Origin of the sequence: Streptomyces venezuelae (assembly GCF_008642315.1) — a bacterium.
GTDB lineage: Bacteria > Actinomycetota > Actinomycetes > Streptomycetales > Streptomycetaceae > Streptomyces > Streptomyces venezuelae_D.
Genome location: NZ_CP029192.1, coordinates 821,032 through 836,525 on the forward strand (window position 1 = coordinate 821,032; position 15,494 = coordinate 836,525).

General features: G+C 71.1%; 13 protein-coding genes and 1 pseudogene. 6 read left to right on the forward strand and 8 right to left on the reverse strand.

All coding sequences use genetic code 11. The features are described from left to right. Nucleotides 1-76 precede the first annotated feature (76 nt). From DEJ48_RS03560 to DEJ48_RS03575, 4 genes and pseudogenes are all read left to right on the forward strand, one after another. Nucleotides 77-2,425, forward strand: a complete 2,349-nt coding sequence (locus DEJ48_RS03560) for an ATP-binding cassette domain-containing protein (protein ID WP_150214374.1) — start codon at nt 77-79, stop codon at nt 2,423-2,425. 181 nt (nt 2,426-2,606) lie between these two features. Continuing rightward, nucleotides 2,607-2,741: pseudogene (locus DEJ48_RS03565) on the forward strand (LacI family DNA-binding transcriptional regulator); the annotation flags it as partial. A gap of 133 nt (nt 2,742-2,874) precedes the next feature. Next, on the forward strand, nt 2,875-3,411 hold the full coding sequence (locus DEJ48_RS03570; protein ID WP_190537172.1) for an ATP-binding cassette domain-containing protein: 537 nt from the start codon (nt 2,875-2,877) through the stop codon (nt 3,409-3,411). Continuing rightward, nucleotides 3,408-3,713 carry a hypothetical protein gene (locus tag DEJ48_RS03575; RefSeq protein ID WP_223831876.1) on the forward strand — a complete coding sequence of 102 codons (306 nt, stop codon included), beginning with the start codon at nt 3,408-3,410 and terminating at the stop codon, nt 3,711-3,713. Before DEJ48_RS03570 ends, DEJ48_RS03575 begins: the two co-directional genes overlap by 4 nt. Before the next feature lie 23 nt (nt 3,714-3,736). Here the strand turns inward: DEJ48_RS03575 and DEJ48_RS03580 are convergent, their stop codons facing one another. The 4 genes from DEJ48_RS03580 to DEJ48_RS39600 are packed head-to-tail and all read right to left on the reverse strand — an operon-like array spanning nt 3,737 to nt 8,693. Continuing rightward, nucleotides 3,737-5,251, reverse strand: coding sequence for an acyl-CoA synthetase (locus DEJ48_RS03580; RefSeq protein WP_150214378.1), 1,515 nt, complete (start codon nt 5,249-5,251; stop codon nt 3,737-3,739). Between the two features lie 41 nt (nt 5,252-5,292). Further along, nucleotides 5,293-6,039 (reverse strand): succinate dehydrogenase/fumarate reductase iron-sulfur subunit, encoded by a 747-nt coding sequence (locus DEJ48_RS03585; protein ID WP_150214380.1) that lies wholly within the window; start codon nt 6,037-6,039, stop codon nt 5,293-5,295. After that, nucleotides 6,036-7,985: a fumarate reductase/succinate dehydrogenase flavoprotein subunit gene (locus DEJ48_RS03590; RefSeq protein ID WP_150216581.1), complete on the reverse strand. Its 1,950-nt coding sequence runs from the start codon at nt 7,983-7,985 to the stop codon at nt 6,036-6,038. The genes DEJ48_RS03585 and DEJ48_RS03590 overlap by 4 nt, the downstream gene beginning before the upstream one ends. Then, nucleotides 7,986-8,693, reverse strand: coding sequence for a succinate dehydrogenase (locus DEJ48_RS39600; RefSeq protein ID WP_190537174.1), 708 nt, complete (start codon nt 8,691-8,693; stop codon nt 7,986-7,988). 95 nt (nt 8,694-8,788) lie between these two features. Between DEJ48_RS39600 and DEJ48_RS03595 the strand changes: the two genes are divergently transcribed. Next, on the forward strand, nt 8,789-9,664 hold the full coding sequence (locus DEJ48_RS03595; protein ID WP_190537176.1) for a LysR family transcriptional regulator: 876 nt from the start codon (nt 8,789-8,791) through the stop codon (nt 9,662-9,664). 10 nt (nt 9,665-9,674) lie between these two features. Here the strand turns inward: DEJ48_RS03595 and DEJ48_RS03600 are convergent, their stop codons facing one another. The 4 genes from DEJ48_RS03600 to DEJ48_RS03615 all read right to left on the reverse strand — a co-directional run bounded on the left by DEJ48_RS03600 (nt 9,675) and on the right by DEJ48_RS03615 (nt 14,593). After that, a complete protein-coding gene (locus tag DEJ48_RS03600; protein ID WP_150214384.1) occupies nt 9,675-10,415 on the reverse strand; it encodes a VOC family protein in 741 nt (246 codons plus the stop codon). A gap of 47 nt (nt 10,416-10,462) precedes the next feature. Beyond that, a complete protein-coding gene (locus tag DEJ48_RS03605; RefSeq protein WP_150214386.1) occupies nt 10,463-12,598 on the reverse strand; it encodes a putative bifunctional diguanylate cyclase/phosphodiesterase in 2,136 nt (711 codons plus the stop codon). Next, on the reverse strand, nt 12,595-13,407 hold the full coding sequence (locus DEJ48_RS03610) for an SAM-dependent methyltransferase (protein WP_150214388.1): 813 nt from the start codon (nt 13,405-13,407) through the stop codon (nt 12,595-12,597). Before DEJ48_RS03610 ends, DEJ48_RS03605 begins: the two co-directional genes overlap by 4 nt. A 214-nt stretch (nt 13,408-13,621) precedes the next feature. After that, nucleotides 13,622-14,593: an SCO0930 family lipoprotein gene (locus DEJ48_RS03615; protein WP_150214390.1), complete on the reverse strand. Its 972-nt coding sequence runs from the start codon at nt 14,591-14,593 to the stop codon at nt 13,622-13,624. Nucleotides 14,594-14,919: 326 nt separating this feature from the next. Between DEJ48_RS03615 and DEJ48_RS39605 the strand changes: the two genes are divergently transcribed. Further along, complete coding sequence (locus tag DEJ48_RS39605) at nt 14,920-15,483, forward strand: hypothetical protein (protein ID WP_223831877.1); 564 nt, start codon at nt 14,920-14,922, stop codon at nt 15,481-15,483. Nucleotides 15,484-15,494 lie beyond the last annotated feature (11 nt).

A 15,494-nucleotide genomic window follows, 5' to 3' on the forward strand; every position in this document is an offset into this window, starting at 1 on the left:
GCACGATTGGCAGTCGGCCGAGAGCGCGGCCTAGAATCGTGGGGTTTGCCCCCGAGCCGCGTACGGAGCCCCGCCCATGCACAGCCCCCACGATCCGTTCGTACGTGTCCGGGGTGCCGGGGAGCACAATCTGCGGGGTGTCGACGTGGACATTCCGCGCGATGTCCTGGCCGTCTTCACGGGTGTGTCCGGCTCCGGGAAGTCCTCGCTCGCGTTCGGCACGATCTACGCGGAGGCGCAGCGGCGGTACTTCGAGTCCGTCGCCCCCTACGCCCGGCGTCTGATCCATCAGGTGGGAGCGCCGAAGGTCGGCGAGATCACCGGTCTGCCGCCCGCGGTCTCGCTCCAGCAGCGCCGCTCGGCGCCGACGTCCCGCTCGTCCGTCGGCACGGTCACCACCCTCTCCAATTCCCTGCGGATGCTCTTCTCGCGTGCGGGCCGCTACCCGGAAGGCGCGGAGCGGCTCGACTCGGACGCCTTCTCGCCCAACACGGCGGCCGGCGCCTGCCCCGAGTGCCACGGTCTGGGCCGCGTGCACCGCACCACGGAGGAGCTGCTCGTCCCCGACGCCTCGCTGTCCATCCGGGACGGCGCCATCGCGGCCTGGCCCGGCGCGTGGCAGGGCAAGAACCTCCGCGACGTGCTCGACGCGCTCGGGTACGACGTGGACCGGCCGTGGCGCGAGCTCCCTCAGACGGAGCGCGACTGGATCCTGTTCACGGACGAGCAGCCGGTCGTGACCGTGCACCCGGTGCGCGAGGCGGGCCGCATCCACCGCCCCTACCAGGGCACGTACATGAGCGCACGGCGCTATGTCATGAAGACCTTCTCGGACTCCAAGAGCCAGACGCTGCGCACCAAGGCCGAACGGTTCCTGGCGAGCGCGCCGTGTCCGGCGTGCGGCGGGAGCAGGCTGCGTCCGGAGGCGATGGCGGTGACGTTCGCGGGCCGCACGATCGCCGAGCTCGCCGCGCTGCCGCTGTCCGAGCTCGCCGACGCCCTGACCGGGGCGGCGGACACGTCCGAGACGGCGCACGTCCTGACCGAGGACCTGCTCGCCCGCATCGCGACCGTCACCGAGCTCGGTCTCGGCTACCTCAGCCCGGACCGCGCCACGCCCACCCTGTCGGCGGGCGAACTGCAACGCCTGCGCCTCGCGACGCAGCTGCGTTCGGGGCTCTTCGGAGTCGTGTACGTCCTGGACGAGCCGTCGGCGGGACTGCATCCGGCCGACACGGAAGCCCTGTTGACGGTCCTCGACCGGCTCAAGGCGGCAGGCAACTCGGTCTTCGTCGTGGAGCACCACCTCGATGTCGTACGGCACGCGGACTGGCTCGTCGACGTCGGGCCGCACGCGGGCGAGCACGGCGGGCGGGTCCTGCACAGCGGCCCGGTGGCGGAGCTCGAAGGCGTCGAGGAGTCGGCGACGGGCCGTTTCCTGTTCGACCGTGCCGCCCCGCCCGTACGTGAAGTGCGCGCCCCGCAGGGCTGGTTGAAGGTCGGCCCGGTCACCCGGCACAACCTGCGCGGGGTGACGGCGGAGATCCCGCTCGGCGCCTTCACGGCCGTCACGGGCGTGTCGGGTTCGGGCAAGTCCACGCTCGTCGGTGAGATCACCGAGGACCTGCCGGGAGTCGGGCGGCTGGTCTGCGTCGACCAGAAGCCGATCGGGCGCACCCCGCGCTCCAACCTCGCCACGTACACCGGGCTCTTCGACGTCGTGCGCAAGGTCTTCGCCGGGACGGACACGGCGAAGGAACGCGGTTACGGGGTCGGCCGCTTCTCCTTCAACGTGGCGGGCGGCCGCTGTGAGACCTGTCAGGGCGAGGGTTTCGTCAGCGTCGAGCTGCTCTTCCTGCCGAGCACCTACGCGCCCTGCCCCGACTGCGCGGGCGCCCGCTACAACCCCGAGACGCTCGAAGTGACGTACCGGGGAAGGAACATCGCGGAGGTGCTCGACCTGACCGTCGAGGCCGCCGCGGACTTCTTCGCCGACACCCCGGCCGTCGTACGCAGCCTGCGCACGCTCCTCGACGTCGGCCTCGGCTATCTGCGCCTCGGCCAGCCCGCCACGGAGCTGTCGGGAGGCGAGGCCCAACGCATCAAACTGGCCGGCGAGTTGCAGCGTGTCCGGCGCGGCCACACGCTCTACCTCTTGGACGAGCCCACGACGGGCCTGCACCCCGCCGACGTGGAAGTCCTCGTCCACCGTCTGCACGAACTGGTCGACGGCGGCAACTCCGTGGTCGTCGTCGAGCACGACATGGCAGTCGTCGCGGGCGCGGACCGGGTCATCGACCTCGGACCGGAGGGCGGCGACCGGGGCGGACTCGTGGTGGCGGCGGGCCCACCTACGGAGGTGGCACGCGCGGAGGGCAGCCGCACCGCGCCGTATCTGGCACGGGCGCTGGCGGGCGGCGCCTGATCCGAACGGGGCCGAGCGCTGCCGGCCGGGACCGCAGCACCTCCGCACAGGGCCGAAACGGCGCCTTGTGGCGAACGGCGGGCCCGGCCGATCCTGACGCAACACGTGTTGTCAACTCGTGTTGCCCACCTGCCAGTCAGCAGGTTCTGGTGCACGCCCACCCGCACGCGGGAGGCCCCGCATGGCGACGAGACTGGACGTGGCGCGGCTCGCGGGCACATCGCCCTCGGTCGTCAGCTACGTGGTGAACAACGGGCCGCGGTCCGTCGCGCCCGCCACGAGGGAGCGCGTCCTCGCGGCCGTCCGGGCGCTCGACTACCGGCCGAACGGAGTCGCCAGGTCGCTGCGCATGCGCCACACGATGACGCTCGGCCTGGTCGTGCCGGAGCCTGCTCACGGAGGACCGCAAGCGGCAGGGGCTGGTCCTCGACCTGTCCCTCGCGGCGAACGTGACGCCGGCCGCGACCGGGCGGGTGTCACGGGCGGGGCTGCTGCGGCGGCGTGCGGAGGACCGGATCGCGCGCGGGACGGTCGAGCGGCTGCGGGTACGGACGCCCGGGGTGCGCGCCGTCGTCCGTACGCTGTCCGGCGGCAATCAGCAGAAGGTCGTCCTCGGCCGCTGGCTCCTCGCCGGTACCGACGTGCTGGTGGTGGACGAGCCGACGCGCGGGATCGACGTGGGCGCGCGGTACGAGATCCACCAGCAGCTCGTCGACCTCGCCGCCGACGGCAAGGCGCTCCTGGTCGTCTCCTCCGACCTGCCGGAGCTGATGGGCATCTGCGACCGCCTGCTCGTCTTCTCGCGGGGCCGCGTGGCGGGCGAGGTGGCCCGCGCCGACTTCGACAGCTCGCACATCCTGGAGCTGGCGTACTCCGGATACACGAACGGTACGACTGCCGCTGACGGTACGACCCACACGGACGGCACGACGGGCACGGACGGCACGACCGGGACGACCGGCACGACGAAGGGGGCCCGCGCGTGACCTCCGCTCCCCCGTGCCCCATCGACGACCGGTCCACCGTCGGCTCCCTCACCCGCCGGGCGATGGGCGAGGCCGGCACCGGGATCGCACTGCTCGCCCTCGTGGCGGTCTTCACACTCGCCGCGCCCAAGTTCGCCACGACAGGCAACTTCACCAACATCGCCACCGAGATCACCCTCAACACGATGCTGGCGGTGTGCCTGACCTTCGTGATCCTGGTCGGCGGCATCGACTTGTCGGTGGGCTCGGTGATGGCGCTCTCCGCGCTCGTCGCGGGCGACGTCCTCACCCGGCTCGGCTGATCGCTCCCCGCGCGTTCCGCGGATCACCCGCCCCGGTAGGCGTCCCGCAGCCGCGCCTTCGCGAGCTTGCCGGTGGGTGTGCGCGGCAGGCTGTCGGTGAAGTCGACGGTGCGCGGGGCCTTGTAGTGCGCGAGCCGTTCGCGAGCGAAGTCGATGAGCTCGCGCTCCAGTCGCGGGCCCGCCTCCACGCCCCGCTCGACCTGGACGACCGCCTTGACCGCCTCCCCCATCTCGGCGTCGGGCACGCCGACCACCGCGACGTCGGCGACGGCCGGGTGCAGCACGAGGACGTCCTCCGCCTCCTGCGGGTAGACGTTCACACCACCCGAGATGATCATGAAGGCCTTGCGGTCGGTGAGGAACAGATAGCCGTCGTCGTCGACATGGCCGATGTCGCCGGTGGTCGTCCAGTTCTCGTGCTCGGGGTGCCGGGCCTCGCGGGTGCGGGCCTCGTCGCCGTGGTAGCGGAAGGAGGGTTCCTCGCGCTCGAAATAGACCGTGCCGGTCTCGCCGGGCGGCAGGACGCGCCCCTCCTCGTCGCAGATCCGCAGCGTTCCGAGGAACCCGTCGCGCCCGACGGACCCTGGCTTGCGCAGCCACTCCTCGGGCGAGATGAAGGTGATGCCGTTCCCCTCGGTCGACGAGTAGTACTCGTACAGGACCGGCCCCCACCACTCCATCATCCGCCGCTTGACCTCGACGGGGCAGGGCGCGGCGGCGTGGATGGCCGTCTTCATCGACGACAGGTCGTAGCGTTCGCGCACCTCCATGGGGAGCTTCAACATGCGGACGAACATCGTCGGCACCCACTGGCTGTGCGTCACCCGATGGCGCTGGACCGCCGCGAGGGCCGCCTCTGCGTCGAAGGACTCCATGAGGACGACGGTGCCGCCGAGCGCGGTCACCACACCGCAGAACCGCAGCGGCGCCGCGTGGTAGATCGGCGCGGGCGAGAGATAGACGGTGTCCTCGCCGAAGCCGTACATCGTCTGGAAGACCACCGTGTATGTCGTCGGCTGATCCCGTACGTCCCCTTCGGGAAGCCTCGGTTCGATGCCTTTGGGACGGCCGGTGGTGCCGGAGGAGTAGAGCATGTCGGTGCCGAGCGGCTGCCGTTCGGGCGGCACGGCTGAGGCGGCGTCCAGTGCCTTCTCGTACGATCCGTCGTCGAGCCCGAGCACGAGCGACGGTCCTCCCGCCAACTCCCTCACCCTCCGGCCCAGTTCGTCGAGCGAGCCGGAGACGACGAGCGCGCCCGCGCCGCAGTCGCGCACGATGTACGCCGCCTCGTCCGCCCTCAAGTGGTGGTTGACGGCGGTGAGATAGAGCCCGGAGCGCATGGCCGCCCAGTAGACCTCCAGGGCGCGCGGGTCGTTGTCGCAGAGCAGGGCGAGGTGATCACCCCGGCGCAGACCCGCGGCCCGCAGATGATCCGCGAGCCGCAGGGAACGATCTTCGAGTTGTCCGTAGCCGATGGCCCGTGTGCCGTCGGCGGTGACGACGGCCGGCCTGGCGGGGTCGTACGCTCCCGGATACATGGTCCGAAGCTACGCGCCCCCCGCGACGGGTGGAACCGTGCCTACCGGCTGACCTTCCGGTTGGCCCGGAGCCACTCCTTGTTCATGCCGGTGATGGAGAAGAGGGGGATGCCCTTGGGGCAGGCGGTGGCGCATTCGCCGGTGAGGGTGCAGCCGCCGAAGCCTTCGGAGTCCATCTGGGCGACCATGTCCAGGACGCGGGTCTCGCGTTCGGGTGCGCCCTGTGGCAGGACGTTGAGGTGGTTGACCTTGGCGGAGGTGAACAGCATCGCGGAGCCGTTGGGGCAGGCCGCCACGCAGGCGCCGCAGCCGATGCACTCGGCGTGTTCGAAGGCGTAGTCGGCGTCCGGCTTGGGCACCGGTGCGGCGTGGGCCTCGGGGGCGGAGCCGGTGTTGGCGCTGATGTAGCCGCCGGACTGGATGATCCGGTCGAAGGAGGAGCGGTCCACCACCAGGTCCTTGACGACGGGGAAGGCCGCCGCGCGCCAGGGCTCGATGTCGATGGTGTCGCCGTCGCGGAAGGAGCGCATGTGCAGCTGGCAGGTGGTGGTGCGCTCGGGGCCGTGCGCGTCGCCGTTGATGACCAGCGAGCAGGCGCCGCAGATGCCTTCGCGGCAGTCGTGGTCGAAGGCGACGGGGTCCTCGCCCTGGACGATGAGGGTCTCGTTGAGGGTGTCGAGCATTTCGAGGAAGGACATGTCGGAGGAGATGCCGTCCACCTGGTAGGTGGACATCGCTCCGTCGGCGTCGGCGTTCTTCTGGCGCCAGACGCGCAGGGTGAGCTTCATGCGTAGCTCCGCTGGGTGGGGTGGACGTACTCGAAGAGGAGGTCTTCCTTGTGCAGGACGGGGGCGGTGCCGGTGTCGGTGAACTCCCAGGCCGCGGCGTAGGAGAACTCCTCGTCCACGCGGGCCGCCTCCCCGTCGGGAGTCTGGGACTCCTCGCGGAAGTGGCCGCCGCAGGACTCGGCGCGGTGCAGCGCGTCCAGGCACATCAGCTCGGCGAGTTCGAGGTAGTCGACGATGCGGTTGGCCTTCTCCAGCGACTGGTTGAACTCCTCACCCGTGCCGGGCACCTTGATGCGCCGCCAGAACTCCTGGCGGATCTGCGGGATCCGCTCCAGCGCCTTGCGCAGCCCCGCCTCGGTGCGCGCCATCCCGCAGAACTCCCACATCACCTCCCCCAGCTCCCGGTGGAAGGAGTCCGGAGTACGGTCACCGTCCACGGCCAGGAGTTTGGCCAGCCGGTCCTCGGTCTCGTCCAGCACCTCGCGGACCACGGGGTGATCGGAGGTCACCTCGTCGGTGTGGGGGTTGCGGGCGAGGTAGTCGTTGATGGTGGAGGGCAGCACGAAGTAGCCGTCGGCCAGGCCCTGCATCAGCGCGCTCGCGCCGAGCCGGTTGGCGCCGTGGTCGGAGAAGTTGGCCTCGCCGACCGCGAACAGGCCCGGCACGGTGGTCTGCAGGTCGTAATCCACCCACAGGCCGCCCATCGTGTAGTGCACGGCGGGATAGATCCGCATCGGCGTGCTGTACGGGTCCTCGTCGGTGATCCGCGCGTACATGTCGAAGAGGTTGCCGTACTTGGCCTCGACCGCCTTGCGGCCCATCCGCTTGATCGCGTCGGCGAAGTCGAGGTAGACGCCCTGCCCGCCCGGGCCCACCCCGCGGCCCTCGTCGCACACGTTCTTCGCCGCGCGCGAGGCGATGTCACGGGGCACCAGGTTGCCGAAGGAGGGGTAGATGCGCTCCAGGTAGTAGTCGCGCTCGGCCTCGGGGATCTCGTTGGCCGGCCGGTCATCACCCTTGGCCCTGGGCACCCAGATCCGGCCGTCGTTGCGCAGCGACTCACTCATCAGCGTCAGCTTGGACTGGTGATCACCGGTACGCGGAATGCAGGTCGGGTGGATCTGGGTGAAGCACGGATTGGCGAAGTACGCGCCGCGCCGGTGCGCCCGCCACACCGCGGTCGCGTTGGAGTTCATCGCGTTGGTCGACAGGTAGAAGACGTTGCCGTAACCGCCCGAGGCCAGCACCACCGCGTCCGCGAAATACGTCTCGATCTTCCCCGTGACCAGATCCCGGGCCACGATGCCGCGCGCCCGCCCGTCAACGACGATCACATCCAGCATCTCGGTGCGCGGATGCAACTCCACATTCCCCGCCGCGATCTGCCGCGACAGCGCCTGATAGGCCCCCAGCAGCAACTGCTGGCCCGTCTGCCCGCGGGCATAAAACGTCCGCGACACCTGGACGCCGCCGAAGGAGCGGGTGTCGAGCAGGCCGCCGTACTCGCGGGCGAAGGGCACACCCTGCGCCACGCACTGATCGATGATCTCCACGGAGATCTGCGCCAAGCGGTGCACGTTGGACTCCCGGGCGCGGAAGTCGCCGCCCTTGACGGTGTCGTAGAACAGCCGGTGCACCGAGTCACCGTCGTTGCGGTAGTTCTTCGCCGCGTTGATGCCGCCCTGCGCGGCGATCGAGTGCGCCCGGCGCGGGGAGTCCTGATAGCAGAACTGCACCACGTGATAGCCCTGTTCGGCCAGCGTCGCCCCGGCCGACCCGCCCGCCAGACCGGTGCCGACCACGATCACCGTGTGCTTGCGCCGGTTGGCCGGGTTGACCAGCTTCGCCTCGAAACGGCGAGTGTCCCACCGCTCGGCGATCGGCCCGGCAGGAGCCTTGGCATCCACGACCGGCTCACCAGTCACATACTCGGCAAAGGCACTCATCTAGCTCACCACTCCGGTCATGACACCCACGGGAACAGAAACGAAACCGACCGTCAGCACCAACGCGAGCCCATTGGCGAGGGGCTTGAGGACGCGGTCGCGGGTCGCGGTGCCGACGCCCAGGGTCTGCGCGGCGCTCCAGAGTCCATGCCGCACATGGAAGCCGACGGCGACCACGGCGACGATGTAGACGACGTTGCTGTACCAGGTGGAGAAGGTGTCGATGACGTTCTGGTACGGCTTCAGGTGCTCGTAGTCGCCGGGGTGCACGGTGCCGGTCGTCAGGTCGAGGATGTGCCAGACGATGAAGAGGGCGATGATGATGCCGCCCCAGCGCATGGTGCGGGTCGCGAAGCTCGCCTCGCGCCGCTTGTGCACGTACTGGGTGGGGCGCGCCTTGATGTCGCGGCGGCTCAACTGGTACGCGCAGACGCCGTGCGCCACCACGGAGACGACGAGCACGACGCGGAACAGCCAGAGTGACCACTCGTAGTGCATGACGGGCTCGCCGAGGGTGCGGAGCCAGTGCGCGTAGTGGTTGATCTCCGCGGGGCCGAAGAAGATCTTCAGGTTCCCGATCATGTGCAGGAACAGGTAGAGCAGCATGATCAAGCCGCTGACCGCCATCACCGTCTTCTTGCCGATGGTGGAGTCCCAGAGCGTGCGGGGCGTGGACGGCCGTTTGTCCGTCCGGGTTGCCAGAGCCATGCCAGCGACGCTACGGCCGAAGGTCCCGATCGGTCCAAGAGATGGTTCGGCTCATCTCCATAGCCCGGTCCTATGAAAGCCCGTACCCTCAGGGTATGCAGTTCCAGCAGCTCCACTACTTCGTGGCCGTCGCCGAGACCCGGCACTTCACGCGGGCCGCGGAGGAGGTCCACGTCTCCCAGCCCTCCCTCTCGCAGCAGATCCGGGCACTGGAGAAGGAACTGGGCGCCGAGCTCTTCAGCAGGGCGCGCGGCAACATCACGCTCACCGACGCGGGCGAGGCGCTGCTGCCCCTGGCACGCCGGATCCTCGCCGACGCGGACACGGCCCGCATCGAAGTGCAGGAACTGGCGCAGCTGCGGCGCGGCCGGATCAGGCTCGGCGCGACACCGAGCGTGTGCACGGGCCTGCTCCCCGACGTCCTGCGCGCCTTCCACGACCGCCACCCCGGCATCCAGCTCCTCATCGAGGAGGGCGGCTCGCACGACCTCGTCCGCGAACTGGCACGCGGCGCCCTGGACCTGGCGCTGGTCGTTCTCCCCCTCCCCTCCCCCTCACCGGCCCTGACCACCCTCGAACTGCTCCGCGAGGACCTGGTGGTGGTCTCCGCACCCGGCTCGCGCTCCCTCGGCAACACGGTCCGCATCGCCGACCTCCAGGGCGAACGCCTCGTGATGTTCCGGCACGGCTACGACCTGCGGGAACTCACCGTCTCCGCCTGCCGCGCCGAGGGCTTCGAGCCCGAGTTCGCGGTGGAGGGCGGCGAAATGGACGCGGTACTCGGCTTCGTCCGCGCGGGCCTCGGCGTGGCGGTGGTCCCCCGCATGGTCGCGGAACGCTCGGGCCCCGACCTCCGCATGACCCCCCTGGCCAAACCGAGCCTCCACCGCACCATCGCCCTGGCCCACCGCAGCGACGTGGCACCACCGCGGGCGGCCCGGGAACTCCAGCGGATGCTGCTGGAGCACTGAGAGGCTCCGGTTACGGCAGCCTGCCCGTCTCCGGATCGCGGCCCGTCAGGCAGTACGCGACGCCCGCCGGGCCCCGCATGACGAGCCAGCTGGGGCCGCGTGACACGTACGTGGCGCCGAGTTGTTCGTGCCGGGTGCGGGTCGCGTTCGGGTTCGAGCAGGCCAGGTCCAGGTGGGCTCCGGTGGGGCCCGGGGTGTCCAGGCGTTGGAGGAGGAGGCGGAGCGGGAGGGTCGGTGGGGGTGTCACGCGATGGAATTCGGGGCGGGCGGCCGGCGTGGAGTCCCAGCGCGTGAGGGTCGCCCAGAAGGTGATCTCCGCTTCGTACGACTCCGGGGGGATGTCCACGCACACCTGGTCCAGGCGGCTCACCGCGCCGTCGGGGGCGGTGAGCGGTGCCGGGCGTGAGGTCTCGCCCGACCAGGGGACCAGGCAGAAGAGGAGGCCGGCCGGGGAGCGGAGCACCTCGAGGCCGTCCTCCGCGTGGACCGGGGCGGCGCCGAGGGCGCGCGCCTCGGCCGCGGTGACGGCGATGTCGTCGACGGCGAGGTCCAGGTGTGTGCCGCCCGGACCCGCCACGGCCTGCGCCTTCACGCACGCGTCGGCGGGGTCCGTGGGCAGCAGTGTGACGAACTCGCCGGCCTCGCCGCGGGGTGCGGAGAGGCGCGAGCCCGTGGCCGTCGCCCAGAAGGCGGCCGCCTCGGCGAAGCGGTCGCGCGGCCGGTCGATGAACGCGTACGCCCAGCGGATCACGCCGCGGCCCCGATCGCCGTCGTGATCGGCGCGTTCGTCCTCACCGCTCAGCCCGTCGCGTCCGCGAGTGCCAGTTCGTGGAGCCGGTCCGGCGGGCCCGGGCGGGCGTAGTACCAGCCCTGTGCCGTGTCGCAGCCGAGCTCCCGCAGCTGGTCCGCCTGGGCGCCCGTCTCCACGCCCTCGACGGTGACCGCCAGGTCGAGGCTGTGGGCGAGCGCCACGATCCCCTCGACGATCTTGAGGTCGACCGGGTCGGCGGGGAAGTGCTGCATGCCCTGGGTGAACGAGCGGTCCAGCTTGAGGACGCTCACCGGCAGGCGGCGCAGGTTGGCGAGGTTGGAGTAGCCCGTGCCGAAGTCGTCGAGGGCGATGTCCACGCCCATCTCGGCGAGCCTGCGCAACGGCTTGAGCAGGTCGTCGTCGGCTCCTATCAGCGCGGACTCCGTGACCTCGAGGCACAGGGCGCCCGGTTCGAGCCCCTCGCGCTCCAGGATGTCGACCGTGTCGGAGACCAGGCCGGGGTGGGTCAGCTGCATCGGCGACAGGTTGACGTTGACGCGCAGCGGGCCGGCCTCGCTGTGGCGTGCCTCCCAGCGGCGGGCCTGGCGGACGGACTCCTCCAGGACCCAGCGGCCGAGCGGCACGATCAGGCCGGTGTGCTCGGCGAGCGGGATGAAGCGGTCCGGGCCGATGATGCCGTGCTGCGGGTGCAGCCACCGCACCAGCGCCTCGGCGCCGCGCACGCTGCCGTCGCCGAGGTGGACGAGCGGCTGGTACTCGATGAAGAACTCGCCGCGCTCCAGCGCGGCGGGCAGCGCGGTGGTGAGGCCGTGCCGGGTGATGGCGCGGGCATCGGCCTCGGGGTCGGCGAGTTCGTAGCGGTTGCCGCCCGCCGACTTGGCCCGGTACATCGTGATGTCGGCGCTGCGCAGGACCTCCGCCGCGCCGCGCTCACCGGCCGGGCCCTCCACGATGCCGATGCTGCCGCGCACGGTCAGTTCACGCCCGTCGACGCGGATCGGGGTGGCCAGGGCGTGCATGATGCGCCCGGCGAGTTCGTCCACCTCGGTCTCGGTGTCGGGACCCGTGGTGAGCGCCACGAACTCGTCGCCGCCCAGCCGGGCCACCATCTCGCCGGGTGCCGTCGCGCAGGACTGCAGCCGGTCGGCGACCTCGACGAGCAGCCGGTCGCCGGCGGCGTGCCCGAGGCTGTCGTTGACGGTCTTGAAGCCGTCGAGGTCGAGGTAGCAGAGCCCGAACCGGGCGTTCTGACCCGCGGAGAGCGCCTTGTCCAGGCGCTCGAAGAACAGGGTGCGGTTGGGCAGCCCGGTGAGTGCGTCGTGGGTCGCCTCGTACCGCAGGCGGAGGTTGAGCAGCCTGCGCTCGGTGGTGTCCTCCATCAGCGCCAGCTGGTACTGCGGCACCCCGTCCGCGTCGCGCAGCAGCGACACCGTGAGGTTGGTCCACAGGACCGTGCCGTCGGGGCGGTAGAAAGCCTTCTCCACGCGGTAGTGCTCCCGCTCGCCGCGCACCAGCTCCTCGTAGAGCTTCCAGACGTGCGGCGAGTCGTCGGGGTGGGTCCACTCCCCGACGTTGCGTCCGCGGAGCTGGTGTTCCAGGCCGCCGAACATACGGATCAGCGCGTCGTTGACCTCGAGGACCATGCCGTCGAGGTCGGCGATGCCGATGCCGATGGCGGCGCCCTGGAAGACGGCGCGGAAGCGTGCCTCGCTGGCGTGCAGGGCCTCCGCGACGGCGCTGCGCGCGTTCAGCGCGGCCCGGGAGATGGCCTCCTGCTCGGCGAGGGTGCGCTCGCGCAGGGCCTGGGCGAAGCCCGCGGCCATGGCGTGCTGGATCCGGGCGGAGCGGGCCCGCAGCTCTTCGCGCGGTCCGTCGCCGCCGCAGTACAGGACCAGGTAGGCGTCGACGCAGTCGAGCGTGCGGCTGAGCGCCTCGGGGTCCGTGCAGTGCGTGCCGATGAGCGCGGCGCCGACGGCCTGGCTCTCCGCCGCGTCGAAGACCCGCTCCTGGAGCGCGTCACTCAACCGCCTGGCGAGCGGCACCAGTTGCTGTTCGAATTCGGGACGGGTCAGCGAGGTGGCCGTCACGGGAAAGATCGCACGGCTCCAGATAGTGGCGAACCGGCGCAGTCTGCCCTCGGGTCCGTCCTGCTCGCCGCTCAACGCTTCCGTCCCACGCCCGCGTATCCCGAGAAGGAGTACGGATCCTCCTCCTCGGGCGCCGTGTCGGGCCGCCAGTGCGGCATCGGCACCAGGCCGGGTTCCACCATGTCGTATCCCTCGAAGAACCGCGCGATCTCGTCGCGCGAGCGCATGATCAGTGGATTGCGGATGTCCTTGTATACACCGACCGTCCGGCCGGCTTGCTCGGGGGGAACGGGGATCCCTTCGTACGAGGCGTGACTGAGGACGACGAGGCTGCCGGGCGCGAGTGCGTCCCGCAGTTCGGCGACCGCCGCGTAAGGATCGTACGCGTCCTCGACGAAGTGGAGGACGGCGACGAGGAGAAGAGCCACCGGACGGTCCAGGTCGAGGACCGATGTGACCTCCGAACTGCCCAGAATGTCCCGGGGCTTGCGCAGGTCCGCGAAGGCGGCGGCAGTGCGCTCGGTGCCCTCCAGCACGGCGCGGCTGTGCGCGACGGCCACCGGGTCGTGGTCCACGTAGACGACGGCGGCCTCGGGGCTGGCCTGCTGCGCCACCTCGTGGACGTTGCCGAACGTCGGGATCCCGGAGCCGATGTCGAGGAACTGGGTGACGCCCTCGCGCACGGCGTGGTGCACCGCCCGGCGCATGAAGGCGCGGTTCGCCTGCATGATCTTCGGGAGCCCCGGCATGAACTCCATCGCCCTGCGGGCCGCCTCCCGGTCCACCTCGAAGTTGTGCGAGCCGCCCAGGTAGTAGTCGTAGATGCGGGAGACGCTGGGCATCGAGAGGTCGATGCCGGGCGGTGCCCAGGCGGGACGCTCCATCAAGACTCCAAGGCGTAGGGGGACGGCGCAGGCGATCCGGTGTTCGAGGGTGAGGCTACTGATCGTCTGCCAAGGGAGCGAGTCAAAACGGAAATTGGCCGTCCGTTCTCGGTCACTGCCTTTGGCAAGTGCCGTGTCCCACACCGTCGACCGGCCCGCCTCCTCCCTGTGATATGGGAGGGGACGGGCCGGTCTGTCCGTGCGCCGTGCCGGGCTACTTGGAGGCGCCCACGGGCTTGCCCTGGGGGCTCGCCGCGTACCAAGTGCCGCCCACGCCCTGCCCGTTGGTGTCTCCGGGCTTCTTGTCGCCGGAGAAGGTGTACAGCGGCCAGCAGTCGATCGTCTGCTGTTTCGCGCCGTCCGGCCGGTCGAACACGGTGAAGCCCTTCTTGAGGATTCCTCGAGTGTCGTTCTTGTCCACGGGCGCCACCACGGGCCACTTGTCGAGGCAGGCGCCGGTGCAGGCGGACTTCATCGGCCAGGCGGAGTCCTTGGTGAAGCGGTAGACCGTCATGCCGTTCTTGTCGACGACGATCTCGCCGAGCTTCGGGTCCTTGCGGGTGGACAGGCCCGCGGGGTCCACGGGGGCGGTTTCGGCCGCGGCGGGCGCCGCCTTCTTGCCGTCCGGGGCGGCCGCGTACCAAGTGCCTCCGACGCCCTGACCCTTGGCGTCGCCCGCCTCGGCGTCCTGCGCGTACCGGTACATCGGCCAGCCGTCGATGGTCAGCTGCTTGGTGCCGTCGGCGGCGGTGACCTCGCCGAGCAGGGATTCGTCGACGCCGGGGGCGGCCTTGGCGCCGTCGGCGGCGACGGCGGGCCACGCCTTGAGGCAGGCGGCGTCGCAGTTGGACTCGGGCGGCTGGGCGGTGTCCTTGTCGAAGCGGTACAGGGTGCGGCCCTCACTGTCGGTGACGACCTTCCCGAGCTTCTTGCTGTCCCACACCGCGAGTTGCCCGGCCGCCTTCGCCTTGGCGCCCGCGCCCTTGTCCGCGGCGCCGGAGTCGTCTCCGTAACCGCCGTAGCCGTCGCCCTTCGCCGGCGCTTCGTTGCCCACGTTCTGCCCGTTCGGGGACTGGTCCCCCTTCTCCTGGCCGCACGCCGTCGTCAGCGCCAGCAGGGCCGCGGCTGTCGCCACGAGCGAGGCGCTCCGCCAGGCCCTGGGGGAACCCCCACTTGGATACAGCATCGTTGACTCCCACTGTCCGCAGAGGTGTCGTGACGCCCGGTTGCGCCACAACATGGCCCTAGGTACGGGGCGGGCCGGGCGGCGCGTTCAACCGCGGTACAAGATTCTTTGCGCGGCGCGGGTGGCGCGGGTGCGGTGCGTGGGGCCGGTGCGGTGGGTGCGGGCTCGTCGCGCGGGCCCTGTTCGAACACCAGCCGGGCCCCGCGCGCCCCGCGTCAAACACCTGACGCCCACGCGTCCTCCCTTCGGGTCATTCGGTGGCTCGGATGGCGTAGCGGGCGTGCGCGGGGCTCATGCTCCTCGTCGTGCACGGAACTCCGCGAGCCTTGTCGCCCCTCGTCACACGCGTGTTGGCGCTCGTCGCGCTCGCCCTGCTGCTCGGCGCGTCGTCGGCCGTCGGCTCGGCGTCCGCCGACGCCTGTGCCTACGCGTCGGTGGACCAGGGCGCCACGGGTGGCGGCACGGTGGCCGTCGCGGGCGACGGCGCCGACTGCCATGCCGGGCCCATCCATCCCCCGAAACCGCCCCCTCCGCCCCCACCCCCGGAACCACCGCCTCCGCCTCCGCCGCCCAAGCCGCCCGCCCCGGAACCGCCCCCGCCGCCCCCGGCTCCCGCACCGCCCGAGCCGTCCGTCCGCCCCGCGGCGCCACCGCCACCGCCTCCGCCTCCCAGGCAGGCCGCGGCACCGGCCCCCGCGCCGAAGCCCAAACCCAAGCCCTCCGCCCGCCCGCCGAAGCCGCCCAAGGCCGAGCCCAAGCCCGTCACATATCCGGAGTACCACGCTCCGCCTCGTAAGCGGCCGCCGCGCCACGGCCCGTCCCTCGTCTCGCTCACCCTGCTCGTCACGGCACCCGCGGTGCTCGCCGTCGCCGCGCTGCGCCCGCGCTGACCGCCGGAGGA

What these genes read in the sequence shown, in the direction of transcription:
- DEJ48_RS03615 (WP_150214390.1), bottom strand. Translation starts at nt 14,593, where the DNA reads ATGCTGTATCCAAGTGGGGGTTCCCCCAGGGCCTGGCGGAGCGCCTCG.
- DEJ48_RS03590 (WP_150216581.1), bottom strand. Translation starts at nt 7,985, where the DNA reads ATGAGTGCCTTTGCCGAGTATGTGACTGGTGAGCCGGTCGTGGATGCC.
- DEJ48_RS03585 (WP_150214380.1), bottom strand. Translation starts at nt 6,039, where the DNA reads ATGAAGCTCACCCTGCGCGTCTGGCGCCAGAAGAACGCCGACGCCGAC.
- DEJ48_RS03560 (WP_150214374.1), top strand. Translation starts at nt 77, where the DNA reads ATGCACAGCCCCCACGATCCGTTCGTACGTGTCCGGGGTGCCGGGGAG.
- DEJ48_RS03610 (WP_150214388.1), bottom strand. Translation starts at nt 13,407, where the DNA reads ATGGAGCGTCCCGCCTGGGCACCGCCCGGCATCGACCTCTCGATGCCC.
- DEJ48_RS03580 (WP_150214378.1), bottom strand. Translation starts at nt 5,251, where the DNA reads ATGTATCCGGGAGCGTACGACCCCGCCAGGCCGGCCGTCGTCACCGCC.
- DEJ48_RS03595 (WP_190537176.1), top strand. Translation starts at nt 8,789, where the DNA reads ATGCAGTTCCAGCAGCTCCACTACTTCGTGGCCGTCGCCGAGACCCGG.
- DEJ48_RS39600 (WP_190537174.1), bottom strand. Translation starts at nt 8,693, where the DNA reads ATGGCTCTGGCAACCCGGACGGACAAACGGCCGTCCACGCCCCGCACG.